Below are 25,648 nucleotides of genomic sequence, written 5' to 3' on the forward strand. Positions count from 1 at the left end.
TGGAGAAGGATTCGTATTCAAGCGGTTGCGACAGCGCTTATTCCTTGAATATGGGCGATCTGATTCGCCCAAACACACAAATAACGATTGTCACAACCGTTAGCCAACCCACGTTTCCTCCAAACGCAGATTAGCACCCGTCAGAACCGTTAGCGTAAGGCCATCCGCACAAATGTGAGCTGCAGCCTGCGGCCATGTCCCGCTGGAAGCCAAGAGATACTTACGGAGGCTAACGTCCCCCTTACAAGTTGCCGCTACTCGGGCTTCTTCATCGTCAAGCTGACGCGTCCCTTCTTCAGATCGACGCCCAGCACCCATACGGTCACTACGTCTCCGACGGAAACCACATCCATCGGATGCTTGACGAAGCGGTCGCTCAATTGGCTGATATGGACCAAGCCATCGTTCTTAATCCCGATGTCCACGAAGGCTCCGAAGTCGATTACGTTCCGCACCGTCCCTTGGAGCTCCATTCCCGGGGCCAAGTCCTCCAGCTTCAGCACGTCCGTCCGGAAGATGGGCGGCGCCAGCTCCTCCCGCGGATCACGGCCCGGACGGAGCAAGCTGTCCAGTATGTCGCGCAGCGTCGGTACGCCGACTCCCAGCTTAGCGGCCAACTCCTCGGCCTTCACGCCCTGCAGCTTGTCCTTCAGCTCTGATGTGCCGATGGCAGACAGCTTCAGTCCCAGCTCCCGGAACAGCTGATCCACCACCCCGTAGGACTCGGGGTGAATCGGCGTATTATCCAGCGGGCTCTCCGCCTCACCGATCCGCATGAAGCCGACGCACTGTTCGAAGGTCTTCGCCCCCAAGCGCGGCACCTTCTGGAGCTGCTTGCGGCTCGTGAAGCGTCCGTTCTCCTCGCGGAACTTGACGATGTTCTTCGCCGTCGTCGCATTCACCCCCGCCACATATTGCAAAAGAGACGGCGAGGCTGTGTTCAGCTCCACGCCCACATGGTTGACCGCCGACTCCACGACGGCGTTCAAACTTTCCTCGAGCCGCTTCTGCTGGACGTCGTGCTGGTATTGCCCGACTCCGATGGCCTTCGGCTCGATCTTCACCAGCTCGGCCAACGGGTCCTGCATCCGCCGGGCGATGGAGATGGCGCTGCGCTCCGCCACATCCAGCTGCGGGAACTCCTCCTGCGCCAGCTTGGACGCGGAGTAGACGCTGGCTCCCGCCTCGCTGACGATGATGTACTGCAGCGCCGGCTTCTTCAGCTCTGCGATCAGCGAGCTGACGAACTGCTCCGTCTCCCGGGAGGCCGTACCATTGCCGATGACCAGGAGCTCGATGTCGTACTGCTCGATGAGCCGCTTGAACACGGCCTTCGCTTCCGCCACCTTGTTGTTGGGCGGGGTCGGGTACGTGACCGCAATCTCCAGCACCTTGCCGGTGTCATCTACCGCCGCCAGCTTACACCCGGTCCGGTATGCCGGGTCCACGCCCAAGACACGCTTCCCTTTTACCGGCGGCTGCAGCAGCAGATTCCGGAGATTCTCCCCGAAGATCTTAATGGCCTGCTCCTCCGCCTTCTCGGTCAGCTCTCCGCGAACCTCCCGCTCGATGGACGGCGCCAAGAGGCGCTTATAGGCATCCTCGATCACGGCCAGAAGGATCTCCCGAACCGCAGATTCCCGCTTCAGCAGTTGGCGCGCCATGTACTCATGAACTCGTTCCGCCGGCACCTCCAGGCGGACCTTCAGGATCTCCTCCCGCTCGCCCCGGTTGATGGCCAAAATCCGGTGCGGCGGCAGCTTGCGGACCGGCTCGCTGTACTCGTAGTACATCTCATAGACGGATTCCGCCGCTTTGTCCTTGGCTTCGGTCACCACCACCCCGTTGTCATGGGTATATTTGCGTACCCAGGCCCGCAGCTTGGCGTCGTCCGCCATATTCTCCGCGAGGATATCCGCAGCTCCCTGCAGCGCCTCCTCTGCAGTGCCTACCCCTTTGCCGGGGTTCACGTACTTGGCGGCCTCCACCACAGCCACGCCTGTTCTCGGCTGGCTCATAAGCCAATCGGCCAAGGGCTCCAAGCCTTTTTCCTTCGCTACGCTGGCACGGGTCTTCCGCTTCTGCCGGTACGGTCGGTACAGATCCTCGACCTCCTGCAGCTTGCCCGACTGCACGATCGCCTCCCGCAGCTCACCGGTCAGCTTCCCCTGCTCATCGATCAGGCGGATGACCTCCCGCTTGCGCTCCTCCAGGTTGCGAATGTACTGCAGCCGCTCTTCGATGTCCCGAAGCTGGTTCTCGTCCAGCTCCCCCGTCATTTCCTTCCGGTACCGGGCGATGAAGGGAATGGTGTTCCCCTCGTCCAGGAGACCGATGGTCGTCTTGACCTTCCCGGGCGGAATCGACAGCTCGGCTGCGATTTGCTTCAGGATCCGCTCCTCGGCCTTCGCCTTCTCCTCCGGTGTTAGGGCATGCCCTTCCTTCTCATCAGCTTCGTCCAGCGGCTGCTTCGTCTCTTTTGCCATCGGTTCATCCTCTTCCCTTGATCGTAATGTCCTGCTATGACTATACCGAATCCCTGCCCCCGAACACAACAAAAAAACGAGGGCCGCTTCCCTCGCTTCGTCGTCTCTCATGGGCTAGAACTCGATTAGGCCGACGCTGATCTGCAGTGCATCGTCCACCTTGCGCATCGTTTCTTCATCCAGATGTGTAATCTTATCCGTTAAACGCTGCTTGTCGATGGTCCGAATCTGCTCCAGAAGAATGACCGAATCCCGGTCGAAGCCGTGGGATTCCGCGTCGATCTCCACATGAGTGGGGAGCTTCGCCTTCTGAATTTGCGCCGTTATGGCCGCAATGATCACCGTCGGGCTGAAACGGTTTCCGATATCGTTCTGGATCACCAGCACGGGGCGGACGCCTCCTTGCTCTGATCCGACTACGGGTGACAGATCCGCAAAAAACACATCGCCACGTTTTACAATCAACCGTTACACCCCGCTAACCAAGCGGTTGAGCGTCGTATCCGCATCCTCTTCCGCATGAAAAGCCTCCGAAGCGATATGAAGATTGATCTTCGCCATTTCCATATAGCCGCGCTGCATGGAATCGCGGAGTTGACGCTTCTTCCGCTCCATCAGATACAGCTTCATCGCCTGCCGGATCAACTCGCTGCGGTTCGAGTTCTCCTGCTCGACGATCCCATCCACCTCTTGAAGCAGCTGATCCGGCAAACTGATCATGATTCGTTTCGTATTGACATTGGACACTTCCTTCGCACCCCCACAACGTAACCCTGCCCATATTCCCCAGTATGGTTCATAAGAAGCAAAATTATACAAAACCTAATATATGCCCCGCGTATATCAGGTATGTTATAAACCACTCTGCCCTACCGAACCGGCTGGAAACCCTGTACTACCTATTTCGGCAGAAGCAGGGAAAATCCTTTGCTTTTTCGGCCAAAACTCCCATAGTACATTTTCCCAGACAGGTGTGGTGACGGTGCGAAGGAGCAATCCGATTACCGCTCTTCATTAAAATGATGCTGCAGCGGGTTTACCGTATTGACGACGCTGCCCCCTTCGACATAGACCCTCGGGACCCGGTGTGAAATCATACAGACGATCTCGTAATTGATGGTCCCCAGCTTGGCCGCCAGCTCCTCCGCCGGCAAAACCACGCCGTCCTGTTCGCCGAACAGAACCACCTCGTCGTCCAACTCCGCAGCCGGCGCCGCATCGACGCTGACCATACACTGGTCCATGCAGATTCGGCCGACCACCGGCACCTTGACCCCGCGGACCAACGCCTCCGCCTTCCCCGTCAACATGCGGGAGAAGCCGTCCGCATAGCCGACCGGCAGCGTGGCGATCCTCTCTCCCGCCGCCGCATGGTACAAGGCCCCGTAGCTGACCGCTGCGCCCTCTTCCATCGTCTTCAGCATGACGACCTTGGTCTTCAGGCTCATGACGGGCTTCAGCTCCACCCGCTCCCGCTTCACATCCTCGGACGGATAGAGGCCGTACATGCCGATGCCGAGGCGCACCATGTTATAGCTCAGCTCCGGATTGTCGATGCCCGTGGCCGTGTTGCCGCAATGCAGGTACCGGAACCCGATTCCTTGGCTGCGGAAGTGCTCCACGATCCTCGAGAACCGTCCGTGCTGCTCCAGAGTATAGCTTTTGTCCGTCTCATCAGCGCAAGCATAATGCGTGAACAGTCCTTCGACCTGCACCCCCGGGAGCGTCAGCGCCTTATGAATAAAAGCGACGGCTTCCTCCTCCCGGTGAAGCCCGAGCCGCCCCATGCCCGTATCCACTTTAATATGAATCCGGACGGGACGCTCTTCGGAGGTTCTTTTTTCGAGGGCCTCCAGCACATCCAAGCTATAGACGTTCAGCGTAATATCATATTGAACCGCCAGAGGCACCGCCTCCGCCGGAGTGTATCCCAGAACCAATATGGGAGCGGTGATGCCCGCCCGCCTGAGCTCAAGCGCCTCATCCATGAAGGCCACCGCCAGGTAGGCCGCCCCCTCCGCGATGCAGACCTTGGCGACCTGAACAGCCCCGTGCCCGTAAGCATCCGCCTTCACGACCGCCAACAGATTCATCTCCTGCGGCAAACACTTCCGGAACCCGCGCAGATTATGCCGAAGCGCATCCAGAGAAATCTCCACCCATGTCGGGCGATAAAAGGAATCCACTGCCACTCACCCTCTTTGAAATCGATAGGGGCCCCGCAGCAGGTGTATCGTCCCCCTGCCACAGTAACCCCACATCCGATTCGAGACCGTGTCTTCGAAACCGATAACCTTAATGGTACCGTGAGCCGGAGACGGTGTCAATGAACTTTAGGCACTTATTTGGCCGATTGTCCTTGTACGGTGACGGCAATCTTAACCATCTCATCCACCGGCAGGTCACCGGAAGACAAGCGGAATTCCGTACCTTCGTACATCCATACGAGCGTTTTCTTGTCCGTTCCCGTCAGCACCCCGAATCCATATCCCAGATCCAGCAGCTTGCCGTCCTGGAAGGATGCGGATTTGTCCGTCGGCTGAGACTCCATCAGCGTATAGTTGTAAGCGCCGGTGTACTTCAGCAGAACCGCTTGGGCATCCCCTTGCTTGGTCTGGCTCATTTGGGGTTTATTGACGCCTTTCGGCACGTAAGACGGTTCAATAATTGTCAGTTCCTTAGAGGCTGCCGTACTGCCGGAGGTACTGCCGTTGGCGCCCTGCTTGCTGCCGGTTGCCCCGGATGCCCCCGCTTTGCTGTCCGACTTGCCGGTGCCGCTTTGACCCAGTGTCGGCAGCACCATTTTTCCGCCGGTCATATTGCGCTGCATATCGAAGGAATCCTTCTCGAACTCCGCATCGAACTTGAAGTCATTGAAATTCATCACAACCAGCGCGGTATTGTTCTTGTCGTAAATCTCCACATGCTGGGGTGCGAACGTTTTTTGGTTCACCCAGATTTTCTGCCGAACCAGCGAGGCATTGGAGTAGTTGGCTTGTACGTCGAAGACGTAGGAATCCTCCTCCTTCGCAAACTGCCGCGCATCGTCCTTGCTGATGCTGTGCACCAGGGACTGGAACAGGTACACCTGCCCTTGATTCTCCGGCCAATCACTCTGGAAGCGGAAGCTCTTGTTCAGATGGGGCGTCAGCACGAAGACCCCTTCGTCATTCTTGAGCACGATCTGGGAGATGTCCTTCTTCGCGCTCGACAGCGCAATCCGGTAGTAATTCGGCTTCTGGTACCAGACCTCCACCTGGTATTCCTGCGGCTCGATCCCCGTGTTCAAGACCATGGTTCCCGACGTGGAATAGCTAGTTAAATTCCCGACCTTCTTGTCCAATCCTTTTACAACCGATCCTGCATCCTTGGCCCCGCAGCCAGCCACCATCAGTACGACACAGATTACCAATGCCGCGAAGCCCCACATCCGACGACGCATCCACCATCATCCCCTTTGCACCTTGTAATCACACTTAGTACATACCTATGAGGGGACTTGGACCATTATGCAGACTAGCATGACAAGCCACAAAAAACCTTCCGTCCTCTTATCCTGCACGCCACGCCAATAAAAAAAGAGCAGCCTAAGCCGCTCTTCCCTGGAATAATATGTATGATATAAGTGCTTCTTGCTTACGGCTTATCCTTTGTTCGAATTCGGTTTACCCAACAAGTTCGCCATATTATAATTCGTCTCGAACTGGACGTTTGCATGCAGTGCATTCTTCTTCATGGAAAACTCATAGTATATTTCGCCGTGGGTCCAGTTCTTCTTGTGATCCAGCGAACCGATAACCAGCTGCCGGAATGACTTCAGGTTCTCATCATCCATGTACACTTCGGTCTTCGGAAGAGTCCCTTCAACCTTCATATCAATGGGCTCATGCTTTACCCCGAACTTCCCCACCACATCGTTTCGAATTTGGACAAACACGGTACCCGAGTCCAAATAGCGCAGTTCATTCGATAAAGTGCGCATGACCATCTCTAACTGATTTACTAAGGGCATTGTTTCCAGATTCATCAGCTTCCTCCCAAAATGTGATTCCGTCCCATGTATCCGTGTGCCTTGTATGTGAGTTGAGTCCTATTATGCATGATTACTATAGTTCTTACAACATATTTTTACATAGTTCTCAAAATTTACACAACTTGTATATATTTTGTCGAATTTTGCCTATTCAACAATACATTCATCATCTAAGCTGTTGTAGCTGGCAGAGACCTGCAGACATCCGCTTTTCATCTGGAATTTGTACGACACTGTACCTCTGTTCCACTGCTCCTTTTGACCTATAAGGTCAGAGGCCAGCTCCCGAAAAAATCCGACCTGTACGATAGAGACGCAATCGATTGGATAACTGCCGTCCGGATTCGGAGTAATCCGATTTTCCAACCGGTGCCGGACCCCATAGTTCACAACCCACCCATTCATGATATGAACAAATACAGTTCCCGACGTAAGTCCGCACAGCTCTTCCTGCAGATCACGCAGAAGCATATCCACCTGAAGCGGCAATGACATTGATCTCAACAACCCGATCCTCTCCTTTTTCCCTAGAAAAACCCTCTTGTTAGGTTAGACACCAAAATTAATGGGAATATCACAAAAAAATCCTATGAATTCACACAATATACACATTTTCCATATATAATAAACGCTTTCCTCCCTCCTTACATGACGCTTCATTCCACTTTTTACATAACAAAAAGGGACCTCCGCGGCGGAAAGCGTTAATCGCTTCCGCCGCGTGGTCCCGGCAGTGCTTCTGCACGTTACTTATGGACATCAACTATTTACTACCTAAAATATACCATATCTGCATCAGAAGAACAAGAGATAGACACAGCCAATAATCACACCCCATAGCAGAAGCCCCAGAGCAGCCCCAAAAACAATCCCTCGGCCTACCCGGTATGTTTCCTCTCCATACAAGTCATCCTGCTCCAGCATCGCTTCCAGCCCCTTTAGAAGACGTTATTAACTAGAAGTCAGTATGCTCCAGTATGCTATGGGATAAACCGATTATCTGCTAAATAATTGATAAATCGTGGATATTATTCTGTCCATCTCGTTCATGGTAAGACTGGATCCGGAAGGTAAACATATGCCTTGATTAAAAAGTATGTCTGAAGTACTCTCATCCGAATGCATATAATAACTGTTATCTCGAAATAACGGCTGTAAATGCAGGGGCTTCCATACTGGCCTCGACTCAATGTTATCTTTGGCTAATTCCTCAATGACCGTGCTTGGAGAAATGGAGGTGTTCGAGGGGTCAAGCATTAATACGGTAAGCCATCGCGTACTTTTTCCGAATGATGCTTCTGGCATAAATGATACCCCAGGCAGCTTACCTAATTCATCATAATATATCTGATAATTCCTTCGTCTTGCTTGGACTTTGTCCTCCAATGTCTTCAACTGTGCCCTTCCGATACCAGCCAGTACATTGCTCATCCGATAATTATATCCCATTTCACTATGCTGGTAATGTACTGCTTGATCCCGTGCTTGTGTCGCCCAGAACCTTGCTTTATCAAGCCCTTCTTCATCGTTGGAAACGAGCATGCCCCCACCGGATGTTGTAATGATTTTGTTTCCGTTAAAGGAATAAATACCATACAATCCCAGGCTGCCGCTTTTTTTACCTTTATATTCTGCTCCAAGTGACTCCGCCGCATCTTCAATGACGGGTACTTTGTAATGTCCGCAGATTTCAAGCAGAGCATCCATGTCTGCACTCTGACCGTATAGATTTACAATAATAACGGCCTTGGGCATTTTTTTCGTTCCCTTTGCTTGAGAAAGAGCATGTTCCAGGGCTCTGGGGGACATATTCCAAGTATCGGGATCCGAATCGATAAAAACGGGGATCGCATTTTGGTATAGAATCGGGTTTGCACTTGCAACAAATGTTAAAGTGGAGCAAAATACAGTATCTCCTTCTCCAACCTTTAAAAGCTTAAGAGCCAAGTGTATTGCCGCAGTTCCCGAGCTCAGAGCCAATGCTGAAGATGTTCCTACATACTGTGCAACTTCCTTTTCGAATGCATCGACATGCGGACCTAGTGGAGCGATCCAGTTGGTACGAAATGCTTCCTCGATATATCTTCCTTCCTCCCCCCCCATATGTGGAGGCGAGAGATAAATCCTCGGCTGTTTCATTTTCATCTCTCCAGAAAAATAGTTATGTTTTGTGGAATTTTATGGGGGAGGCTGGTACACCAACAGCCGTGCAAAAGCTTGGTATATCTCTCACGACTGCTGCACCCGCACCAATTTTCGCCCCCTCTCCTACCGTAATACCTGGTATGACTGAAGCTGCACTTCCGACTTCTGAACAACGTTTGATTGTAACATTGCCCGAAATGTTGCATCCGGGCAAAATAGTGCTGAACTCTTCCAAAATACTGTCATGACCTATTGACGAATTATAATTTATCAAAGAATGGTCTCCAATTTTCACATCACACATTACAGTACAATTAGCCGCAATAATGACTCCTTGCCCAACTGTAACCGTCTGACCTATTACGGCCGATGGATGGATGAGACTGACATAGTGTACTCCCGGTACTATGTTATTAACTTTCTCAGAGATCCGTTTCCGAACAACGGAGTTTCCTATAGCAATAATGACACAAATATCCGATGGAATTGAATCTGTTCCGCCGTTGACACGATAGCCGTGAATTAACTGACCGTGTAATGCAACATTATCGTCATAAAATCCTATAACGGACCAGACAGGTCTTTTATTGTTGCGGTTAATGTCGAGGATGAGCTGTAGTACTTCTCTGCCTTGTCCACCTGCACCAATAATAGCAATTTTTGCGGGTTGGTTACCTACAAATTCCTCCATCGTCACATGCCCGTTTTGGTTTACTCCTTCTGATTTGAGTACCTTGATGAAGGTAAGCAGAACGATCTTGAAATCTAACCATAACGAGTGATTCTCAACATACCAGACATCCAACTCGAATCTTTTTTCCCACGACACCGTATTCCGCCCATTTACTTGGGCCCATCCGGTAATTCCGGGTTTCACATCATGTCTTCGCATTTGCGTTTCATCATATCTGTCCAAGTAAGACATTAATAAGGGCCTTGGACCCACGAAACTTAAATCACCTTTAATTACATTTAGTAACTGGGGCAACTCATCCAAGCTAAGTTTTCGAATGATTTTTCCGACTCTGGTCAACCTGACTGCATCGGGAAGAAGATTTCCTTCTGAATCTCTCTGGTCCGTCATTGTGCGGAATTTATATATATGAAATGGTTTACCACGATAGCCAGGCCTTTCCTGAATGAATAAAACAGGTGATCCAATAAACACTTTTATGATAATGGCAACCGCTACGAACACGGGAGACAACAGGAGTAATAAAAACAAACTCCCCATAAGGTCAATCAGGCGTTTCACTGAAGAACACCTACTTGTATAGATTTTTGTACAACTGCAGTTGCTTCTCAATTACTTTATTTTCATTAAATAGCTCCAATGCAATTTCTCTCCCTGCCTTACCGAAGTCATGTCTGTCCTTCGGATGAATGACCAGGTCTCGCATGCGTCGATATAGATCCTTAGGATCTCCTTTTTTCACCAGATACCCGTTATGCCCATTAATGACTTCTTCGCGGCACCCTCTGATATTCGTGGCGATTACAGGTTTTTCCATGGCCATCGCTTCAATTATGGATCTTGGCAATCCCTCTCTGTAAGAGGGCAAAACAAATACATCCGAGATCCTTAAGAGCTCTGCAACATCCTTTCTGTAACCTGTTACGATAATATTAGAGTTGCCCTTTAAGGTATCCGCCAATTGATGAAGCTCATGGTTCCGTTCACTCTTTGGCAATTCACCGATCAAGAGTAACTTGACGTGATTAAATTCCTTTTGAAGAAGCTCAAATGCGTCAATTAACTCGCATATTCCTTTTTCTTTCACAAATCTTCCGATAAAAGCAAACACGATATCATCCGATTCAATTTTCAGACTGGACCGTAGATTCCTCGCTTTAACCTCATCAATGATATGTGGAGTAAATTTCTCATTAACATCTACGCCATTGCTAAGATGCATTATTTGCTCCGGCTGTTTAAATTTGGTTCTCAAGCATAAATTAAAGTCCTCTTTACTTTGAACAAGCAAAACATCTGTAAAAAATCTAGCAAAAAACCATTCGATTAAAAAATAGATGGAATACTTCCATCTGGGCATGTCTTCATGGAAATAAAAGCCGTGAGCGGTATAAACTATATTTTTAGTACCAGCAAATTTAGCAGCTATTCTTCCGAGAATAGCTGCTACAGGTGTATGAACGTGTACAATATCGTACTTTTCCTTGCGCATTAGCCGATATAGAAGGTATATGGATTTTATATTTTTTATAGGATGGATCTGCCTTGCAATTGGAATATCAATCATGGTTAACCCTTGTTCTTGAAGTCGATCAAAGCGTCCCTGCTGGGAGCAAGCATTATGGACAATATAACCTGCTCCCATGGACTTATCAATTAGGGGTTTTAGTAACGCTTCAACAGATAAATCAATTGCACATACATGCAAAATCTTAGCCATTATAATCTCCAGAGTGTGATGTTATTAGGAGGCTCTTTGCCTAAAATGCTCTTAATATCACCGACGACCCCCGTCTCATTCTTAAGGAGCTTTTGCATGCCGTCCCAACCGAGTTCTACGTATTGTTTATGAGGAACAGCCAACAGAATACAATCGGATTTCTCTAAAGCTTCAAAGGGTACCAACTGAATGCCGTACTCTTCCTCGGTCTCTGCATGATCAGCCAGGCAATCAGTAACCTGAAGCTTAACTCCAAAATCCTTGAGTTCATTAATAATGTCCACGATTTTAGAATTACGAATATCAGGTACGTTTTCTTTAAATGTAATTCCCAGTACAGTAACGATGGAATTCTGCAGATTGTACCCCGCGGCAATCATTTTTTTTATGATTGATGTCGCTACGAATATGCCCATACCGTCATTTATTTTTCTTCCAGCCAAGATTACCTCAGGATGATAACCGATACTCTCCGCTTTATAAGTCAGGTAATACGGATCAACACCTATGCAATGGCCCCCTACCAATCCAGGAGTAAAGTTCAGGAAGTTCCACTTTGTGCCGGCTGCAGCTAGAACTTCTTTGGTATCAATATCCAACAGGTTGAAAATGATGGCTAATTCATTCATAAAAGCAATGTTTATGTCTCTTTGAGTATTCTCGATAACTTTTGCTGCTTCAGCCACTTTAATAGACGGCGCGCGATAAACACCCGCATCGATTACAGATCCATATACATCCGCAACAATATTAGCAATGTCTTCATTCTGTCCGGAAACGACCTTCCTTATCTTTGTAAAGGTATGTTCCTTATCGCCTGGATTGATTCTTTCCGGGGAGTAACCTACAAAGAAATCTTCTCCACATTTCAGGCCAGAGTACTTCTCGAGTACGGGTACGCAGATTTCTTCCGTCGTTCCAGGATAAACCGTGGATTCATATACGACGATAGCACCCTTCTTCATATTCCTACCCACAGTTTCAGAAGCTTTGACCAACGGAACCAAATCGGGTTTCTTAGCCTGATCTATAGGTGTAGGAACCGCGACTATGATAAAATTACACTCCGACAACCGGCTGGCGTCACTGGTAAAGTCAATCTGCGAGCTTTTCAATTCATCAGATGTAACTTCTCCAGTGTAATCTTCAAACTTCATCAAGGTATCAATTCGACGAGGATTAGTATCAAAACCAAGTACCCTCTGCCTTTGTCCGAAGGCTACAGCAACAGGTAGCCCGACATAACCCAAGCCTACGATTCCAATTGTTCTGTTCATTTTCATACCCCTTAGATGGTAACGTTATAGTATTCTTTATACCAATGAATGAAATGCTTAATTCCATCACTGATTCGGGTCTGCGGTTTGAAGCCCACATCCGCCATAAGATCGTTGACATCAGCGTAAGTGGATGGAACATCCCCATCTTGAAGCGGCAGGAATTCCTTAATGGCTTCTATCCCCAGCTCATTCTCGATAGCTTGAATGAAATCCATCAGCTCAACTGGATTATTATTTCCAATATTGTAAATTCGATACGGAGCATTGCTTGTTCCCGGATCCGGAACTTCACCGGTCCATTGTGGATTCGGTTTCGCCGGATTCTGTGTTAAACGGTAAATTCCCTCAACTATATCATCGACATAAGTGAAGTCCCGTCTCATCTTGCCGTTATTAAATACTTTGATTGGTTCACCCTTGATTATCGCATTGGTAAAGAGGAACAACGCCATATCCGGTCGTCCCCAAGGGCCATAAACGGTAAAGAATCGAAGCCCTGTCGTCGGTAATCCGTATAAATGGCTATAAGTATGTGCCATAAGTTCATTTGACTTTTTTGTAGCAGCATAAAGGCTCAGTGGATGGTCTACGTTTTGATGTATGGAAAACGGCATAGATGTGTTGGCACCATAAACCGAGCTTGACGAAGCATAGATTAGATGCTCGATATTGTTGTGCCTGCAGGCTTCAAGCACATTGATAAATCCCACGATATTAGAGTCAATGTATGCATACGGATTGGTAAGGCTATATCTCACCCCCGCTTGGGCAGCAAGATTGATTACTGTAGAAAAGGAATACTCCTTGAAAATTCTTTCTATTTCATTTCGGTCTTCTAAAGAACATTGGATAAAAGTAAAGGAGCTCTGCTGCTTCAAAATATCCAATCTGGATAGCTTAAGCTTGGGATCGTAATAATCATTAATATTATCAATCCCAACAACCTCGTGCCCTTCTGCAATCAACCTTTTCGACAAGTGAAATCCAATAAATCCCGCGGCACCCGTAACTAATATGCTCTTTTTTTTCATTTTGTCACTCCTCTACTTTTCCAACCAAGCTTGGAACATGAGTATACTCCAAAGATAATGTTGCCAATTTCTTTTTCCTGTTTTATGTTCTTCCCACTTCATATGAATTTCATTTTCATTGAAATAGCCCTGGCTTTTTAAACGACCCTTACTAAGAAGTTCTTCTGCCCATTCTTTCAGGGGTCCACGGAGCCATAGATCAATCGGAACGCCAAACCCCATCTTGGGTCGTTCAACTAGTTCTCGCGGTACATACTTATACAATACCTGTCTTAAAATCCACTTTCCTTGTCCGTTCCGGATCTTCATATGGAGCGGAATCTTCCAAGCATATTCAATAAGTCTGTGGTCTAAGAACGGAACTCTGGATTCAAGGCTAACTCCCATACTAGCCCGGTCCACTTTCACAAGAATATCGTCTGGTAGATAGCTGACCATGTCTAGATACATCATCTTTTCGGAAAACGACTCCATAGTTAACCGTGAATTAGCATCCTTCAACACATTACTTGGCTCAAGAGACTGCAAAACAACAGAAGTAGGGTCTTTCCAACTTGATACAAGATTATAATATAACTCCTCTGGTGATCGCACTCCGATAACATGAGCCAATTTGTGAAGTTTGTCCCCCGGAAGCCTCACTTGATACTTAGAGGGGAGAACTGGCATGAAACACTTATAGATGGTGTCCCATGTTTGGGCTGACAAGCTAGTTAATACACTTGATCCAAGCCTGCGGACAGGTCTCGGAAATTTACCGATCCGATTCCAGATATTCTCCCCCCATGCGTAACGATTGTATCCACCGAACAATTCATCACCAGCATCGCCCGATAAGCTAACTGTAACATGTTCCCTTGCCAATTTTGAGACCAAATATGTCGGGATTTGTGAAGAATCTGCAAAGGGCTCGTCATATAGACGAGGCAGCATAGGGATTACATCCATTGATTCTTTGGGAGTTACATATACTTCGGTATGATCCGTCTGCAGATGCTTTGCCACCATCTTAGCGTGGACAGCTTCGTTATAACCTTGTTCATGAAATCCGATGGTGAAGGTTTTAACCGGCTTACTGCTTATCGCTTGCATAAGTGAGACGACTGTCGTGGAGTCGATTCCCCCTGATAGGAAAGCCCCTAACGGTACATCAGCAATCATCTGTTTACTGATGATGCCTTTGAGCATTGTATCGAGTTCTTCAATTATTTCTTCCTCCGAAAGTGTGAACCGGCTAGATACCCCGTTCAATGCAGCTTCCATAGCGGACCAATACGGCACCGGATCGGGAATATGGGTCCAATCCGAATGGAGCTTAAGAGTCAATATGGTCCCCGGCATTAATTTTTTGACGTTTTGATATATGGTATATGGAGCAGGGATATAATTGTAGCGTAAGTATAGCGGGAGTGAATTCCTATTGATTTCACCGGTAAAGCTTGGATTCTTCAAAAAGGGTTTTAATTCGGAGGCAAAGATGAAAGTCCCGTTTTCAACCCCGTAGTACAATGGCTTTTCCCCTACACGGTCCCGAACAAGTGAAAGAGTCATCTGAGCTTGATCCCATAAGGCGAAAGCAAACATTCCCACAAATTTACGAACGGCTTTTTCCAAGCCCCATTCATCTACAGCAGCTAACATCACTTCCGTATCGGAATGGCCTTTGAATGTGTAGCCTTTAGCATGCAATTCATCCCGAAGCTCTTGAAAGTTATAGATCTCCCCATTAAAAACGATCACATACCGGTTGGAGTGTGAATGCATCGGTTGGTGTCCCTCTGGCGATAAATCAAGTATAGCTAGTCTTTGATGGCCTAACGCAAGTCCATGTTCAGGACTGAACCATTCTCCAAAACTATCTGGTCCTCGGTGAGCGATAGAAGCCGACATCGTTCTTAGTACCGAAGCCAGATTATCCGAGTGGCTATAATTCTTGTTCAGAAAACCTACGATTCCACACATAAGAAGCTCCTTTCATTACAACAGCTCGTTGTACAAATTACGATACATCCTTCCGACACCATCCATTGAATAGTGCTCAACAATTCTATCCCTGGCTCTTCTTCCCAGGTTTGAACGTGCTGTTTCTTCCATAAGCACTAATTGGGTCAAAGCAGACGCAAGTTGCTCTGAATCTTTTGGAGGCACTACAAGACCTGTATCACCTACGATCCAAGCAGAATCACCAACATTCGTCACAACACAAGGGATACCACAAGACATGGATTCCCCGATTACGTTTGGAAAATTCTCTTTGTAGGAGGAATTGCAGCTGATCGATAAACTTGCAATCACCTTCTCCATATCTTCTCTCTCACCTAATAAAAATACGGAGTCCTTCAAGCCATGTTTTTCAACGAGAGAACTCACAATCTGATTATCATGATCCATCCCTCTGCCTGCGAACAGAAAATATATTTTTCCCGCGGCGGGATGTCGCTTTAACCGTTCAGCCGCTGCAAAAAAATTAGCATGGTCCTTTACAACATCGTACCTGCTGATCAGACCGATCAAGACAGCGTCTTCAGTTACACCTAGTTCAACCCGAATCTGTTTACGTGCCGCATCGGAAGGTATGAAACGGTCCGTGTAAAACCCATTAGGGATCAAACGTGTTTTTTCGTTAGGATACTTCAAAAACTCAGTGTGCATTTTGGCACTATCATTAGAGTTATTAATGATCGCTTTGGGATAGCGGGATAGTTTCGCGCTCAACCAGACGGTTAAAGCCGTTGTCCACTTTTCTTCTTTGAGCCTATAATGGGAGCCTCTCACATTCCAAACAACGGTTACACGTTTTTTTAGAAAAGGAGCTATGAGTGATGCCAGTACATTCGCATGATACATCCATGCTTGGATTAGATCAGGCTCAATCTTATTCAATAGCCGAATCAATTTCAGTACGGAAGTGATGGAGCGAATACTCCGACTCATGCCTAATTCTTGGACTTCAATACCTAGTGCTTCTATTTTATCTTTTACGGGGCCTCCACTAATCATCGTAATCACTACACACTCGAATTCCGTGTTAAGTTTTGGCAAGAGCTTATAGAGCATCATTTCCGCTCCACCCGTGTTTAAGTTTGTGATTAAATGTACAATCTTCTTTTTATGAGCCACTTCGTGTTTTCCCTCTCTCCCACCATCGAAGAATGACACTCAAGATATATACAACTGCCAAGAACATAACAATGTTTTTTTCGATATTAATCTGGTATAGAAGATCATTTCGATGAATGTAGAATGCCCAATAAACAGCAATTACCGTAGTAAATGAAACGACATGATGATTCTGATGTTTCATGAAATGACATGCTACAGAAATCAACATACAGAAAACTAAAGAAAATAGTATTACCAGAAGCCAACCACCGCTGCTATACATTTCAGCCCAAATATTATTGGCCATACCAAAAGAGAGGTCCGGAAACAAAACCGGTTGAAATAGATCATTGAATGATTTGCTCTGCACTCCTAAGCTCGGTGAGAAGACAATAAATTGGTAAGCTACATATTTGAAATGGCCCAAACCAGTAAAAAAATGATTCTCTATGACTCGGTTAAGGATCGCCTGAGTAACAAACGGCTCTGATCTTACGATTGATTTCACATAGATATCCGTTGAAAAAATCGATTGAATAACATCATTCCATCGCCCAAGTTTCATTAAGACCATAAGATTCTTATATAAAAAGATAAATCCTGCACAACCTGCCCCAATTATTACTAGTGGCAAGTTATTTATTAGGAGTCTTTGCTTCCCTTTACTATGAAGCCATAATAAAAACAAAGCGATTACTGCGATAGAAAAAGAGGTTCTGAATCCGACAAATACATCAAATAATAACAGAACCATGGAAATCACGACTCCCTTCCAGTGCTTGTTAAGGAAAGAAGTCGTAGCGTATACGATCGCCAAGGAAGTCCATAAGGTATAAAAACGGTTTAAATATTTCATTACTTCTGTTTTATCAGAGTTGAAAAAATGAATATTGGTTGTAAGTAGACTAAGAATAAAGCTCCCAACCAATAATAGAAAGATAGCTCGGCCAAAAAATTCCATACTATTAACGGGGACGGTTATTTTCGGATGATTTACTGTCCAAAAATAGTCTTGTAACATTGCAAATATCAGTGTGATTAACAAAACCATAATAAAAACAATATAAGTCTTATCATTAATCGGAACGACATCAAACTTCACTTCTTCATCAACCGCAGTGCTTAACGGATACATCACATAACCGAACAAGCCTGGAAGAAAATATACGATTGATGAAAAAGAAGCGATAGAGAACAAATCGAATCTTCTCTTCGCAAATAAAAAATATCCTAATGTTACAATGACCGTTAAATAATAAAACCATATCATGATAGCTCACCTAATGCTCTTAAGAGCTCTCTCTGTGTTTTGAGCCAATGCAGTAAGACTAAAATGTTCTTCAATCCGTTCTCTTGCCATTTTAGAATAATGACTACCGTTATCTAAAATCTTGATGATAGCGTCAGCCATTGCAGCAGCGTCTTTAGGCTTTACTACAATTCCTGACTCGCGAACAATTAATGCAGAGTCCCCGACATCAGTCACGACACATGGTACACCACAGGCCATTGCTTCACCAATTACGTTGGAGAAGCCTTCTCCATAGGATGAAGATACAAGAACATCCATGGTGTTATAATACATTTTCATTTGGCTTTGAGCACCGGTCCATGTGACATGAGCTTCCATACCGATTGATGTAACATATTCTTTCAATTTGAGTGCATAATCCGATGGGCCGTCTCCCACACAGATCACGTTGCAGATATTCCCTTTTTCGAAAAGCCGTTTCACAGCATCAAAAAAGGTAAAATGGTCCTTCATTGGATCAATCCGTCCGGCAATACCAATGACCTTGTACCTTAATTTGTATTGCTCTTTCAAGACCGATTTATCCCTTACATCGGGATAAAAGTGTGAAGTGTCAATCCCGTTGGATACTACAACTATCTTTTCAGCAGGAAATCCCTTTTGGATACAAGTTAATTTCCCAGCATGAGAGTTTGTGATGATTAAGTCTGGCAATCTTGAAATTTTCGCTTCAATATAGTAATTTACTGCAGAGAGCCAACTGTACTGTTTTAAATCCATATGAGATGAACGAATTCCCCATACAATCTTAGTCTTAGGCCATAGCCACTTTAATAAACTACAGATAATATTCGAGGTTGTCAAATAGCCATGCAAATAATCCGGCTTAAATTTTCTTATTTCCCGGATAAACCTACCCAGAAATAGAAGGTCCCATGTCCCCTTCTTTCGCAGATTGACGAGTTGTATACCTCTTCCCTCAATCTCCCTTTCAAATTCCCCACCAGAATAAAAAATGTATATCGTGATCTGGTGACCTAATTTGTTCAATTCATTGGCCAGTGCCACGAGTTGTCTTTCAGCACCGCCACGGTGAAGAGACCTGATTAGAAAGGCAATTCTCATATTTGTCCTTTCATTTCTTGAGATTTCTTTTGAACAATCAAAAATACATTCGTAAAGATAAGTACTGAAGATATAAAGTAAACAAACGAAGTTGAAAGCGCAATCCCTGCAACTCCTAATGGTCTCATAAAAATGTAGTTTAGGACAATATTGAATATTAAGCTGCCAATATTGATCCACATCATGCGACTATTGTGATTTAACGCACTTAGCAATCTGGAACCGAAAATTCCTGCAATATAAAATGGAATTTGTACAGCTAAGCAGCGCTGAACTATTGAAACTCTGTTGGTATCCGCCGCGGCAAATTCCCCTCTTTCGAATAGGATTCTTACTATCCAATCCGAACTTAATATAATTGCATACATAATCGGAATTGAGAATAATAAAATATACAATGTATGTTTTTTCGCCGCTTCTTTAAGCGATATCCATTCCTTATTGGCGGCTAGCTTCGAAACATGCGGAAGAAGAACCGAACTTAAGGCCAAAGCGAATACACCTGCAACTAAACTAATGATCTTTCCCCCATAGCTTAGTATTGCTACACTGCCTTCGTCTAATGTTGCCGCCATAGTTTGGTCCACTATAGTCATGTTTCCAAGAAGAATGGAACCTACAATCATGGGGAAATACTGTTTTGCAACTTCCCGGATATTATGATCTAATCCGTACCACTTCAAAGGCGCAAGCAACCTCAATTTAAGCGTATATAAAAACAACAAGCAGGTTTCGAATATGACTCCTATGAGAGTTCCATAAACTAGGTAGTCTACATTCGCTCCCTTCCATAGTAGGAACGAAATAATTACTAAGGGGCTTGTTATTGTTACCCAGCTGACAAGTTTATAATGCTCGTTCGCATTCAGTACTGCAGTGAAGCAAGATCCCATACCGCTAAAAAAGATAACCGGAATAAGCCCCCAATATAATCTTAGCGTTAACTCCAATTTTTCTTCGGAGAAGCTTGAATAGAGCTGGTGAATCATCGGCGCTCCTAATAAATAGAGCAGTGCAACTACTACAGCGAGCCCGATGAAATTAACAATTATAAATGTAACCAGTAACTTCTTAGCAGGCACTAATCCTTCCTGCATTTTAACTCGGATATATGTCGGTATTAAAGAACCATTAAATGATGACGTCAATATATTCAGAACAAATAACGGAACGACAAATGCTACTAAAAAAGCATCAAGCTCATCACTGGTGCCGTAATAACCTGCCACTACTAACTCTTTAATTGTGAAGGCAACTTTTGCCACGATTGTAATTAGTGTTACAGATATAATGGATCGTAACAAAGGCTGGGACAGCATCAATTTCACTTTCACTAATAATTTGGTGCAATAATTTATTATCATGGCTTAGTATACTTTTCGATTTCCTGAACCTCAGATGGATATATCTTAACAAACTTATCATACCAGACTGGATCGCTTTGGTTACTTTTCTTCAAGGAGATCAAATACTGTCTAATTATTGATTTGGTTAATTCGTTACTCATATCATCTACAACTCCAAACTGATACACTCTTGCTGCAGTAGCATAATCCCCCATGGCATAATAAGTACTTCCTGCTGCGTATATGATACTTGGTGTTAAGTAAAACGGTCTGATCATAACAATGTTTTTATTAAACTCCATTAATTGCTTGGTCTTTATGTTAACATCGTTATAAACATCGATACCCTTTTTCCAATAAGAATTAGGATCCTTCCCACCATTTTTCGATTGCACACCCATTTCATAATTCAGAGAAACAAGCCGTTCATACAGTTTAATGTCCCATTTATCATGGGGAAGATATTCACTAGTCAACAGAAGGGCTTTATTAAGGTCACCTTGAGCGATTGAAGCTTGAAACTTCGTTTCGTATATTTGCTTATCGAAAGGGTCGTACCTGGTGGCTTTATCAAGTGTATTTCCAGCCTCTTGGATATATTTATTATCTTTTGTTTGTTTGAAGACTTGCATGAATATCGTACCTTTTAAATAAGAATAATAAGAGTTTGAAGGAACCAAATCTATCGATCTATTAATATGAGTAATAAAGTCTTGCAATTGATTCTGGGTTAAAGCTTTATTTGCCTTATCGAAATGATTACTGGCAGAGACAAATCGAACGGATACAAATAACACTAGTATCGCTACTACGACCAACGAAGCAGAAAGACTTTTATTATGCCATTTTGCTATGAAAGACGAGACAGTGGATGGATCGGGACTGTCTGACCGAGCTTTTACATGATTGCTCATTGCGTAAATACAGCCTAATGATAGAAACACTATAAAAGACAAGTAAGCAAAACTCATATCAAAATCAATGAGGCTGTGTACCAATATGGAAAAAGAAAAGATGAAAACAATCAAGTAGGGATAAAATTCCTTCTCCATTTTTTTATGGTATCCAGTAGCTAATACCCAATAAACAGTAATAAGTAATGCCAATGTAATTAAAAAACCCGGATATCCCACTTCAACCAATAGCTGTAAATAGTAATTGTGCGATTGCTTACTTATATATGGATAACTGGAATATTGATCTGATAGTTTCCCAGAAGCTCCCCCACCCGCACCAAATATAGGATAATCATTTGCTATGCTTATTGAATCTTTAAAAATGTAAGCTCGTGAAAGAACGCTATCTTGTTCGAAATTAATATCAGTGAATTTTGATTCCACTATATCAGGCAATATTAAGAATCCTGTATTCTTGGTCAAGGTTAGTCCAGCACCGATCCCAAAAATAAGACATAGGATTAATGGGATCATAAGTTGCTTTTTATTAAACCCAATAGAAATGTCTTCTTTTTTAGCAGTTAGCGTAAATTTATGAAGTAAATAGAATAATACTGCTATAACTGCTGAAACAAGAAGTAACAGCAGCAAACTAGTACTAACCTGTTCCTTCATAAATGTTGTTACTGTTCGTATATTCGTATGGGTGGTAAAAATAGTGAGTGTACCACCCAGAGCAAGAAGCAAATAAGCCAACAGTAACAATTGTTTGCGTCTGTTAAGAAATACGAGCAATATCACCGTAATAAAAGGCAATAAAACAATTGCTCCCCGCGAACCGGTTAGGAAGATAGATAACAAAGTGGGTGTAATAAAGAATGAACCCAATAGTATTCGAATAGGATTTCTTGCATGAATGATAAAGATCAAAAGAGCTAAGGCTAGCCCCGTTAAGTAGGCTGCATATGAATTGGGATATTGAAATACACTTGATAAGCGTGTGCCTTGAAGTACGGCATCTGTATAATTGGAAAACCCATACCAATTGCATAAACCGAAAATCATTACCATCAAGCTGGAAGATAATAGTGCATAGGTAATAATTTTCTGAGACGTTTGGTTACTGAATAAAATAAATCCAACAACAAAAGTAGTGGCATAACTAATTTGTAATAATGTAGAGAGAATAGCCGAATAGAAGGAAGCAGGCGACCACAGAGCCGAAATTAAATACCAAAGCGGCAAAAGCCAAATGATATATATCCATATGTTATTGCGATTGAATTTCATCTTAACCTGGAAATACGCATAAGAGAGAGTCAATAACGCTACGGAACCTATCGCGCAAAACACAAGTATTGGCTTATCAAAACTAGGTTGTAATCCATTAAATAAGCCTTTGTAAAAAGGAAAGGCCAATAATATAACTAATGTGAATGTTAATTGCATTCCGGACAACCAAGTAATAGGTTGCTGTTTCTTAACACCATGTAATTTGCTATAAGCCATCGTTATTTAGCGTCCTCTCTACCCTTTTTGGAACTTTCGTTCAATTGATGCTACGATTTCAAGTGAAGCTTGAAGAGCTTCCTGTTGTGTTCGTGCACTGCCTGCCGATTCCATATTCCATTTATAAGTAGGAACTAATTGATGCAATAAACGTTTTATCTCCAGCAATGCTTCTTCATTTACATCTTTTTTGTTGAAAAATTTATCAAATTTCCTCAAATGGAAATCCAAACTTTCCTTTGCAGGAACTCCTGTAATTTTACCGACGAATATTCGGTCATGCTTAGTAACACCCGTTCCTTCCTCACTCGTCAATATTTCCTCAAATAACTTTTCGCCGGGCCTGATTCCCGTGTACACAATATCAATATCTTTATTAGGCTCTAAGCCTGAAAGTCGGATTAGATCGGTGGCGAGGGTTGAAATTTTCACTGGTTTACCCATATCCAGCACAAAAATCTCTCCACCTTCTGCTTGGGTCCCGGCCTGAAGAACCAATTGTACGGCTTCTGGGATAGTCATGAAATATCTCACCATCTCTGGGTGGGTGACGGTGACAGGACCACCCTCTTGAATTTGCTTTTTGAATACTGGGACAACGCTTCCTCTGCTTCCTAGTACATTTCCAAACCTTACTGCGACAAATTGGGTTTCACTTATAGCATTAATGGATTGAATTAACATTTCGGCAATTCTCTTTGTAGCTCCCATTACATTTGTTGGATTAACGGCTTTATCTGTTGAAATCATGACAAAACGAGCTACACCATACAAATGTGAGCACTCCGCAACGTTTTTTGTACCGAATACATTGTTCTTGATAGCTTCAATCGGATTTTTCTCCATTAACGGGACATGCTTATGAGCGGCTGCATGAAAAACTATTTTAGGTGAATACGTACTGAAAACGTGCTCTATCCGGTCAAAGTCTTGTATATCAGCGATAATCGGCTCTATTGCTAAGTCTGGATATTTCTTTCGAAGTTCCAGCTCAATATCATAGATACTATTTTCCCCATGACCCAATAAAAGCAGCTTTTTTGGAGAAAATGATGCAATTTGTCTGGACAATTCAGACCCTATCGATCCTCCGGCACCCGTTACCAGGACAGTTTGCCCAATAATATAGTGTTTAATTTCTTGAAAATCAACCTTAACCGGTTCTCTTCCCAATAAATCCTCAACATCCACATCCCGAATCATATTAATTGAGATTTTTCCGCTGAAGATATCATTTATTCGAGGCAGTATTTTTATACTGCAGCCTGTTCTCTTGCTAATTTCAAGAATCTCAGCAATCTCACTTTTGCTGGCAGAGGGTAAAGCCAAAATGATAATCTTAATTTTGCGTTGTTGAACAATCGATTCAATATTCATCCGATGCCCTGCAACAGGTATCCCAAGAATCTCCATGCCTTGTTTCTTTGGATCATCATCAACAAAGCAAACAGGGTAAAAATCAGATTTCTCTGTTTTGAGTTCCTTCAGAACCAATGCTCCTGCATCACCAGCTCCGACAATCATGGTTTCTAGCTGATGCGGGGATTTTCTTGAGTGAGTATCTTTTATCGCTTTCCAGAAGATACGGGAACCACCTAATGTAATACTCGCTATCATGCAGTACAGCAAATAAATACTACGCGGTACTACAAGATCTACATAAAAATAATGTACTACAAAATTATGTAGTACAAAAAAGGCGCATGCCGCAAACATAATAGATTTAGCAATAGAAAGTACATTACTTACACTGGTATATCTCCATAAGGATTTATAAATTTTGTTGTATGCTAAGAAACACAATGTAAATAATACTAATGAACCCGTCACATATGGAATGGTTCCAACAAATGATTCGTTAATGGTAAAATCAAATCGCAACAAATAGGCAGCGATAACAGACAGTGCAATAATCAATGTATCGAAAACAAGAATCGTTATGGTTCTTTGTATTTTATTCATAGAGTAACCTCTCTTCCGCAAGCTATTGCTGAAGCATAGCCTTCAATCGACGAATTTGCGCCCATACAATCACGGCAATAACCGACAAAAATGCACTTATAATTCCCGACAAAATAATATTTACTACTTTTGATGAACCTATAGGTAAATTAGGCTCCAAGGCAGGATTAATAATTACTGATTTATACCCAGTATTGTAAGTTAACGATGTTAAATTATTTAGTTCGTTATTTCCGTTAATTAGTTGATTTACAACTTCGGTATTTTCTTTAATTTTGGCATTGATATCTTTATCTTCTGCATCTAATTTAGCTAAAGATGCAGTAAGTTCAGCTAGCTTTGCCTTCAAATTAAAGTATAAAGGATTACTTTCTTCAGACGATATTTTTAATGCACCTGTATTTTTATTAGTTATATTTAATTGGTCATTTAAAATGGATTGCATATACGGTTCATCCGCTACAGCTTTTACATTCACTAATTTTTCTGGTACTTGAGACAATTCCTTTTCAATGGTGTTTTTTTCACTCGCAGTTGCAGCGATTGTCTGTTTAAGATCTAACGATTTGTTGTTATATGCCGCGTTTTTATCCAATCGATCTGTCAATTCAATTTTGGCAGCGAGTTCAGAAGCTAAAGCATTGGTTATGTCTGTAATTTGCTTTTTATTCTCTCCTCTAACTTTGATCATAATTAAGTTGGAGGTTTTATATTCTTGAATCACCATATTGCTTCTTAATCGATTAATGTCATAGGAATCACTAAGATTCAATACTTTAATCACTTTAGTAATAACAATATCGCTTCGAATCTCTTCGGGTAGGGAAATAAATCCCTTTTGCCCTTTTTCATCAAAATTAACCTTCACCAGAGAAACGGCTTCGTAGTTGGGTTTAATAAAGATGAAATTCACTATGGACGTCGCAGAGACCACACATAGAACCGTAACTACAATGAATAATCTAGCTTTATATACGCTTTGGATAAAATCTAATATCGTTAAATCTCTTTTCATGTCGGATTTTAACTCCTATCCTATGATAAATAGACAATACTCATCGTTTTTC

The 25,648-nt window shown here is 44.1% G+C and carries 20 protein-coding genes and 1 pseudogene; all 21 read right to left on the bottom strand.

Going from position 1 to position 25,648, the window contains the following annotated elements:
- Nucleotides 1–254: 254 nt before the first annotated feature.
- The gene (locus ACSEXW_RS03260) at nucleotides 255–2,486 is read right to left on the bottom strand and encodes a Tex family protein (protein ID WP_438444660.1); all 2,232 of its coding nucleotides are present in this window, start codon (nucleotides 2,484–2,486) and stop codon (nucleotides 255–257) included.
- A 114-nt stretch (nucleotides 2,487–2,600) separates the two neighbouring features.
- Nucleotides 2,601–2,951 carry a type II toxin-antitoxin system PemK/MazF family toxin gene (locus ACSEXW_RS03265; protein WP_438444661.1) on the bottom strand — a complete coding sequence of 117 codons (351 nt, stop codon included), beginning with the start codon at nucleotides 2,949–2,951 and terminating at the stop codon, nucleotides 2,601–2,603.
- Nucleotides 2,952–2,954: 3 nt separating this feature from the next.
- Nucleotides 2,955–3,233, bottom strand: a complete 279-nt coding sequence (locus tag ACSEXW_RS03270) for a CopG family ribbon-helix-helix protein (RefSeq protein ID WP_438444662.1) — start codon at nucleotides 3,231–3,233, stop codon at nucleotides 2,955–2,957.
- Between the two features lie 254 nt (nucleotides 3,234–3,487).
- A complete protein-coding gene (alr, locus tag ACSEXW_RS03275) occupies nucleotides 3,488–4,672 on the bottom strand; it encodes an alanine racemase (protein WP_438444663.1) in 1,185 nt (394 codons plus the stop codon).
- A gap of 155 nt (nucleotides 4,673–4,827) precedes the next feature.
- A complete protein-coding gene (locus tag ACSEXW_RS03280; protein WP_438444664.1) occupies nucleotides 4,828–5,928 on the bottom strand; it encodes a DUF4367 domain-containing protein in 1,101 nt (366 codons plus the stop codon).
- A 201-nt stretch (nucleotides 5,929–6,129) separates the two neighbouring features.
- The gene (locus ACSEXW_RS03285) at nucleotides 6,130–6,513 is read right to left on the bottom strand and encodes an O-methyltransferase (protein WP_438444665.1); all 384 of its coding nucleotides are present in this window, start codon (nucleotides 6,511–6,513) and stop codon (nucleotides 6,130–6,132) included.
- A gap of 153 nt (nucleotides 6,514–6,666) precedes the next feature.
- Nucleotides 6,667–7,026 carry a hypothetical protein gene (locus tag ACSEXW_RS03290; protein ID WP_438444666.1) on the bottom strand — a complete coding sequence of 120 codons (360 nt, stop codon included), beginning with the start codon at nucleotides 7,024–7,026 and terminating at the stop codon, nucleotides 6,667–6,669.
- 489 nt (nucleotides 7,027–7,515) lie between these two features.
- On the bottom strand, nucleotides 7,516–8,658 hold the full coding sequence (locus ACSEXW_RS03295) for a DegT/DnrJ/EryC1/StrS family aminotransferase (RefSeq protein WP_438444667.1): 1,143 nt from the start codon (nucleotides 8,656–8,658) through the stop codon (nucleotides 7,516–7,518).
- A gap of 22 nt (nucleotides 8,659–8,680) precedes the next feature.
- On the bottom strand, nucleotides 8,681–9,355 hold the full coding sequence (locus ACSEXW_RS03300) for an acetyltransferase (RefSeq protein ID WP_438444838.1): 675 nt from the start codon (nucleotides 9,353–9,355) through the stop codon (nucleotides 8,681–8,683).
- Nucleotides 9,335–9,919 (bottom strand): annotated as a pseudogene (locus ACSEXW_RS03305) (sugar transferase); the annotation flags it as partial. The pseudogene ACSEXW_RS03305 and the gene ACSEXW_RS03300, both read right to left, overlap by 21 nt.
- Nucleotides 9,920–9,929: 10 nt before the next feature.
- Complete coding sequence (locus ACSEXW_RS03310) at nucleotides 9,930–11,078, bottom strand: glycosyltransferase family 4 protein (protein ID WP_438444668.1); 1,149 nt, start codon at nucleotides 11,076–11,078, stop codon at nucleotides 9,930–9,932.
- Complete coding sequence (locus ACSEXW_RS03315) at nucleotides 11,078–12,355, bottom strand: nucleotide sugar dehydrogenase (RefSeq protein WP_438444669.1); 1,278 nt, start codon at nucleotides 12,353–12,355, stop codon at nucleotides 11,078–11,080. Before ACSEXW_RS03315 ends, ACSEXW_RS03310 begins: the two co-directional genes overlap by 1 nt.
- A gap of 11 nt (nucleotides 12,356–12,366) precedes the next feature.
- Nucleotides 12,367–13,389, bottom strand: a complete 1,023-nt coding sequence (locus ACSEXW_RS03320; protein ID WP_438444670.1) for an NAD-dependent epimerase — start codon at nucleotides 13,387–13,389, stop codon at nucleotides 12,367–12,369.
- Nucleotides 13,390–13,401: 12 nt separating this feature from the next.
- Entirely contained in the window at nucleotides 13,402–15,351 is a 1,950-nt protein-coding gene (asnB, locus tag ACSEXW_RS03325) for an asparagine synthase (glutamine-hydrolyzing) (RefSeq protein ID WP_438444671.1), read from the bottom strand.
- Nucleotides 15,352–15,366: 15 nt separating this feature from the next.
- Nucleotides 15,367–16,449: a glycosyltransferase gene (locus ACSEXW_RS03330; protein ID WP_438444672.1), complete on the bottom strand. Its 1,083-nt coding sequence runs from the start codon at nucleotides 16,447–16,449 to the stop codon at nucleotides 15,367–15,369.
- A 49-nt stretch (nucleotides 16,450–16,498) separates the two neighbouring features.
- Entirely contained in the window at nucleotides 16,499–17,761 is a 1,263-nt protein-coding gene (locus tag ACSEXW_RS03335) for a hypothetical protein (RefSeq protein WP_438444673.1), read from the bottom strand.
- 6 nt (nucleotides 17,762–17,767) lie between these two features.
- Nucleotides 17,768–18,868, bottom strand: a complete 1,101-nt coding sequence (locus ACSEXW_RS03340) for a glycosyltransferase (protein ID WP_438444674.1) — start codon at nucleotides 18,866–18,868, stop codon at nucleotides 17,768–17,770.
- Nucleotides 18,865–20,097, bottom strand: coding sequence for a murein biosynthesis integral membrane protein MurJ (murJ, locus tag ACSEXW_RS03345; RefSeq protein ID WP_438444675.1), 1,233 nt, complete (start codon nucleotides 20,095–20,097; stop codon nucleotides 18,865–18,867). Before murJ ends, ACSEXW_RS03340 begins: the two co-directional genes overlap by 4 nt.
- A 131-nt stretch (nucleotides 20,098–20,228) precedes the next feature.
- Nucleotides 20,229–22,619 carry an O-antigen ligase family protein gene (locus ACSEXW_RS03350; protein WP_438444676.1) on the bottom strand — a complete coding sequence of 797 codons (2,391 nt, stop codon included), beginning with the start codon at nucleotides 22,617–22,619 and terminating at the stop codon, nucleotides 20,229–20,231.
- Between the two features lie 18 nt (nucleotides 22,620–22,637).
- Complete coding sequence (locus tag ACSEXW_RS03355; protein WP_438444677.1) at nucleotides 22,638–24,581, bottom strand: polysaccharide biosynthesis protein; 1,944 nt, start codon at nucleotides 24,579–24,581, stop codon at nucleotides 22,638–22,640.
- Between the two features lie 22 nt (nucleotides 24,582–24,603).
- The gene (locus ACSEXW_RS03360) at nucleotides 24,604–25,596 is read right to left on the bottom strand and encodes a GumC domain-containing protein (protein ID WP_438444678.1); all 993 of its coding nucleotides are present in this window, start codon (nucleotides 25,594–25,596) and stop codon (nucleotides 24,604–24,606) included.
- Nucleotides 25,597–25,648: the final 52 nt, after the last annotated feature.

It is taken from the genome of Oryzibacillus soli, from assembly GCF_051594765.1.
Lineage (GTDB): Bacteria > Bacillota > Bacilli > Paenibacillales > NBRC-103111 > Paenibacillus_AR.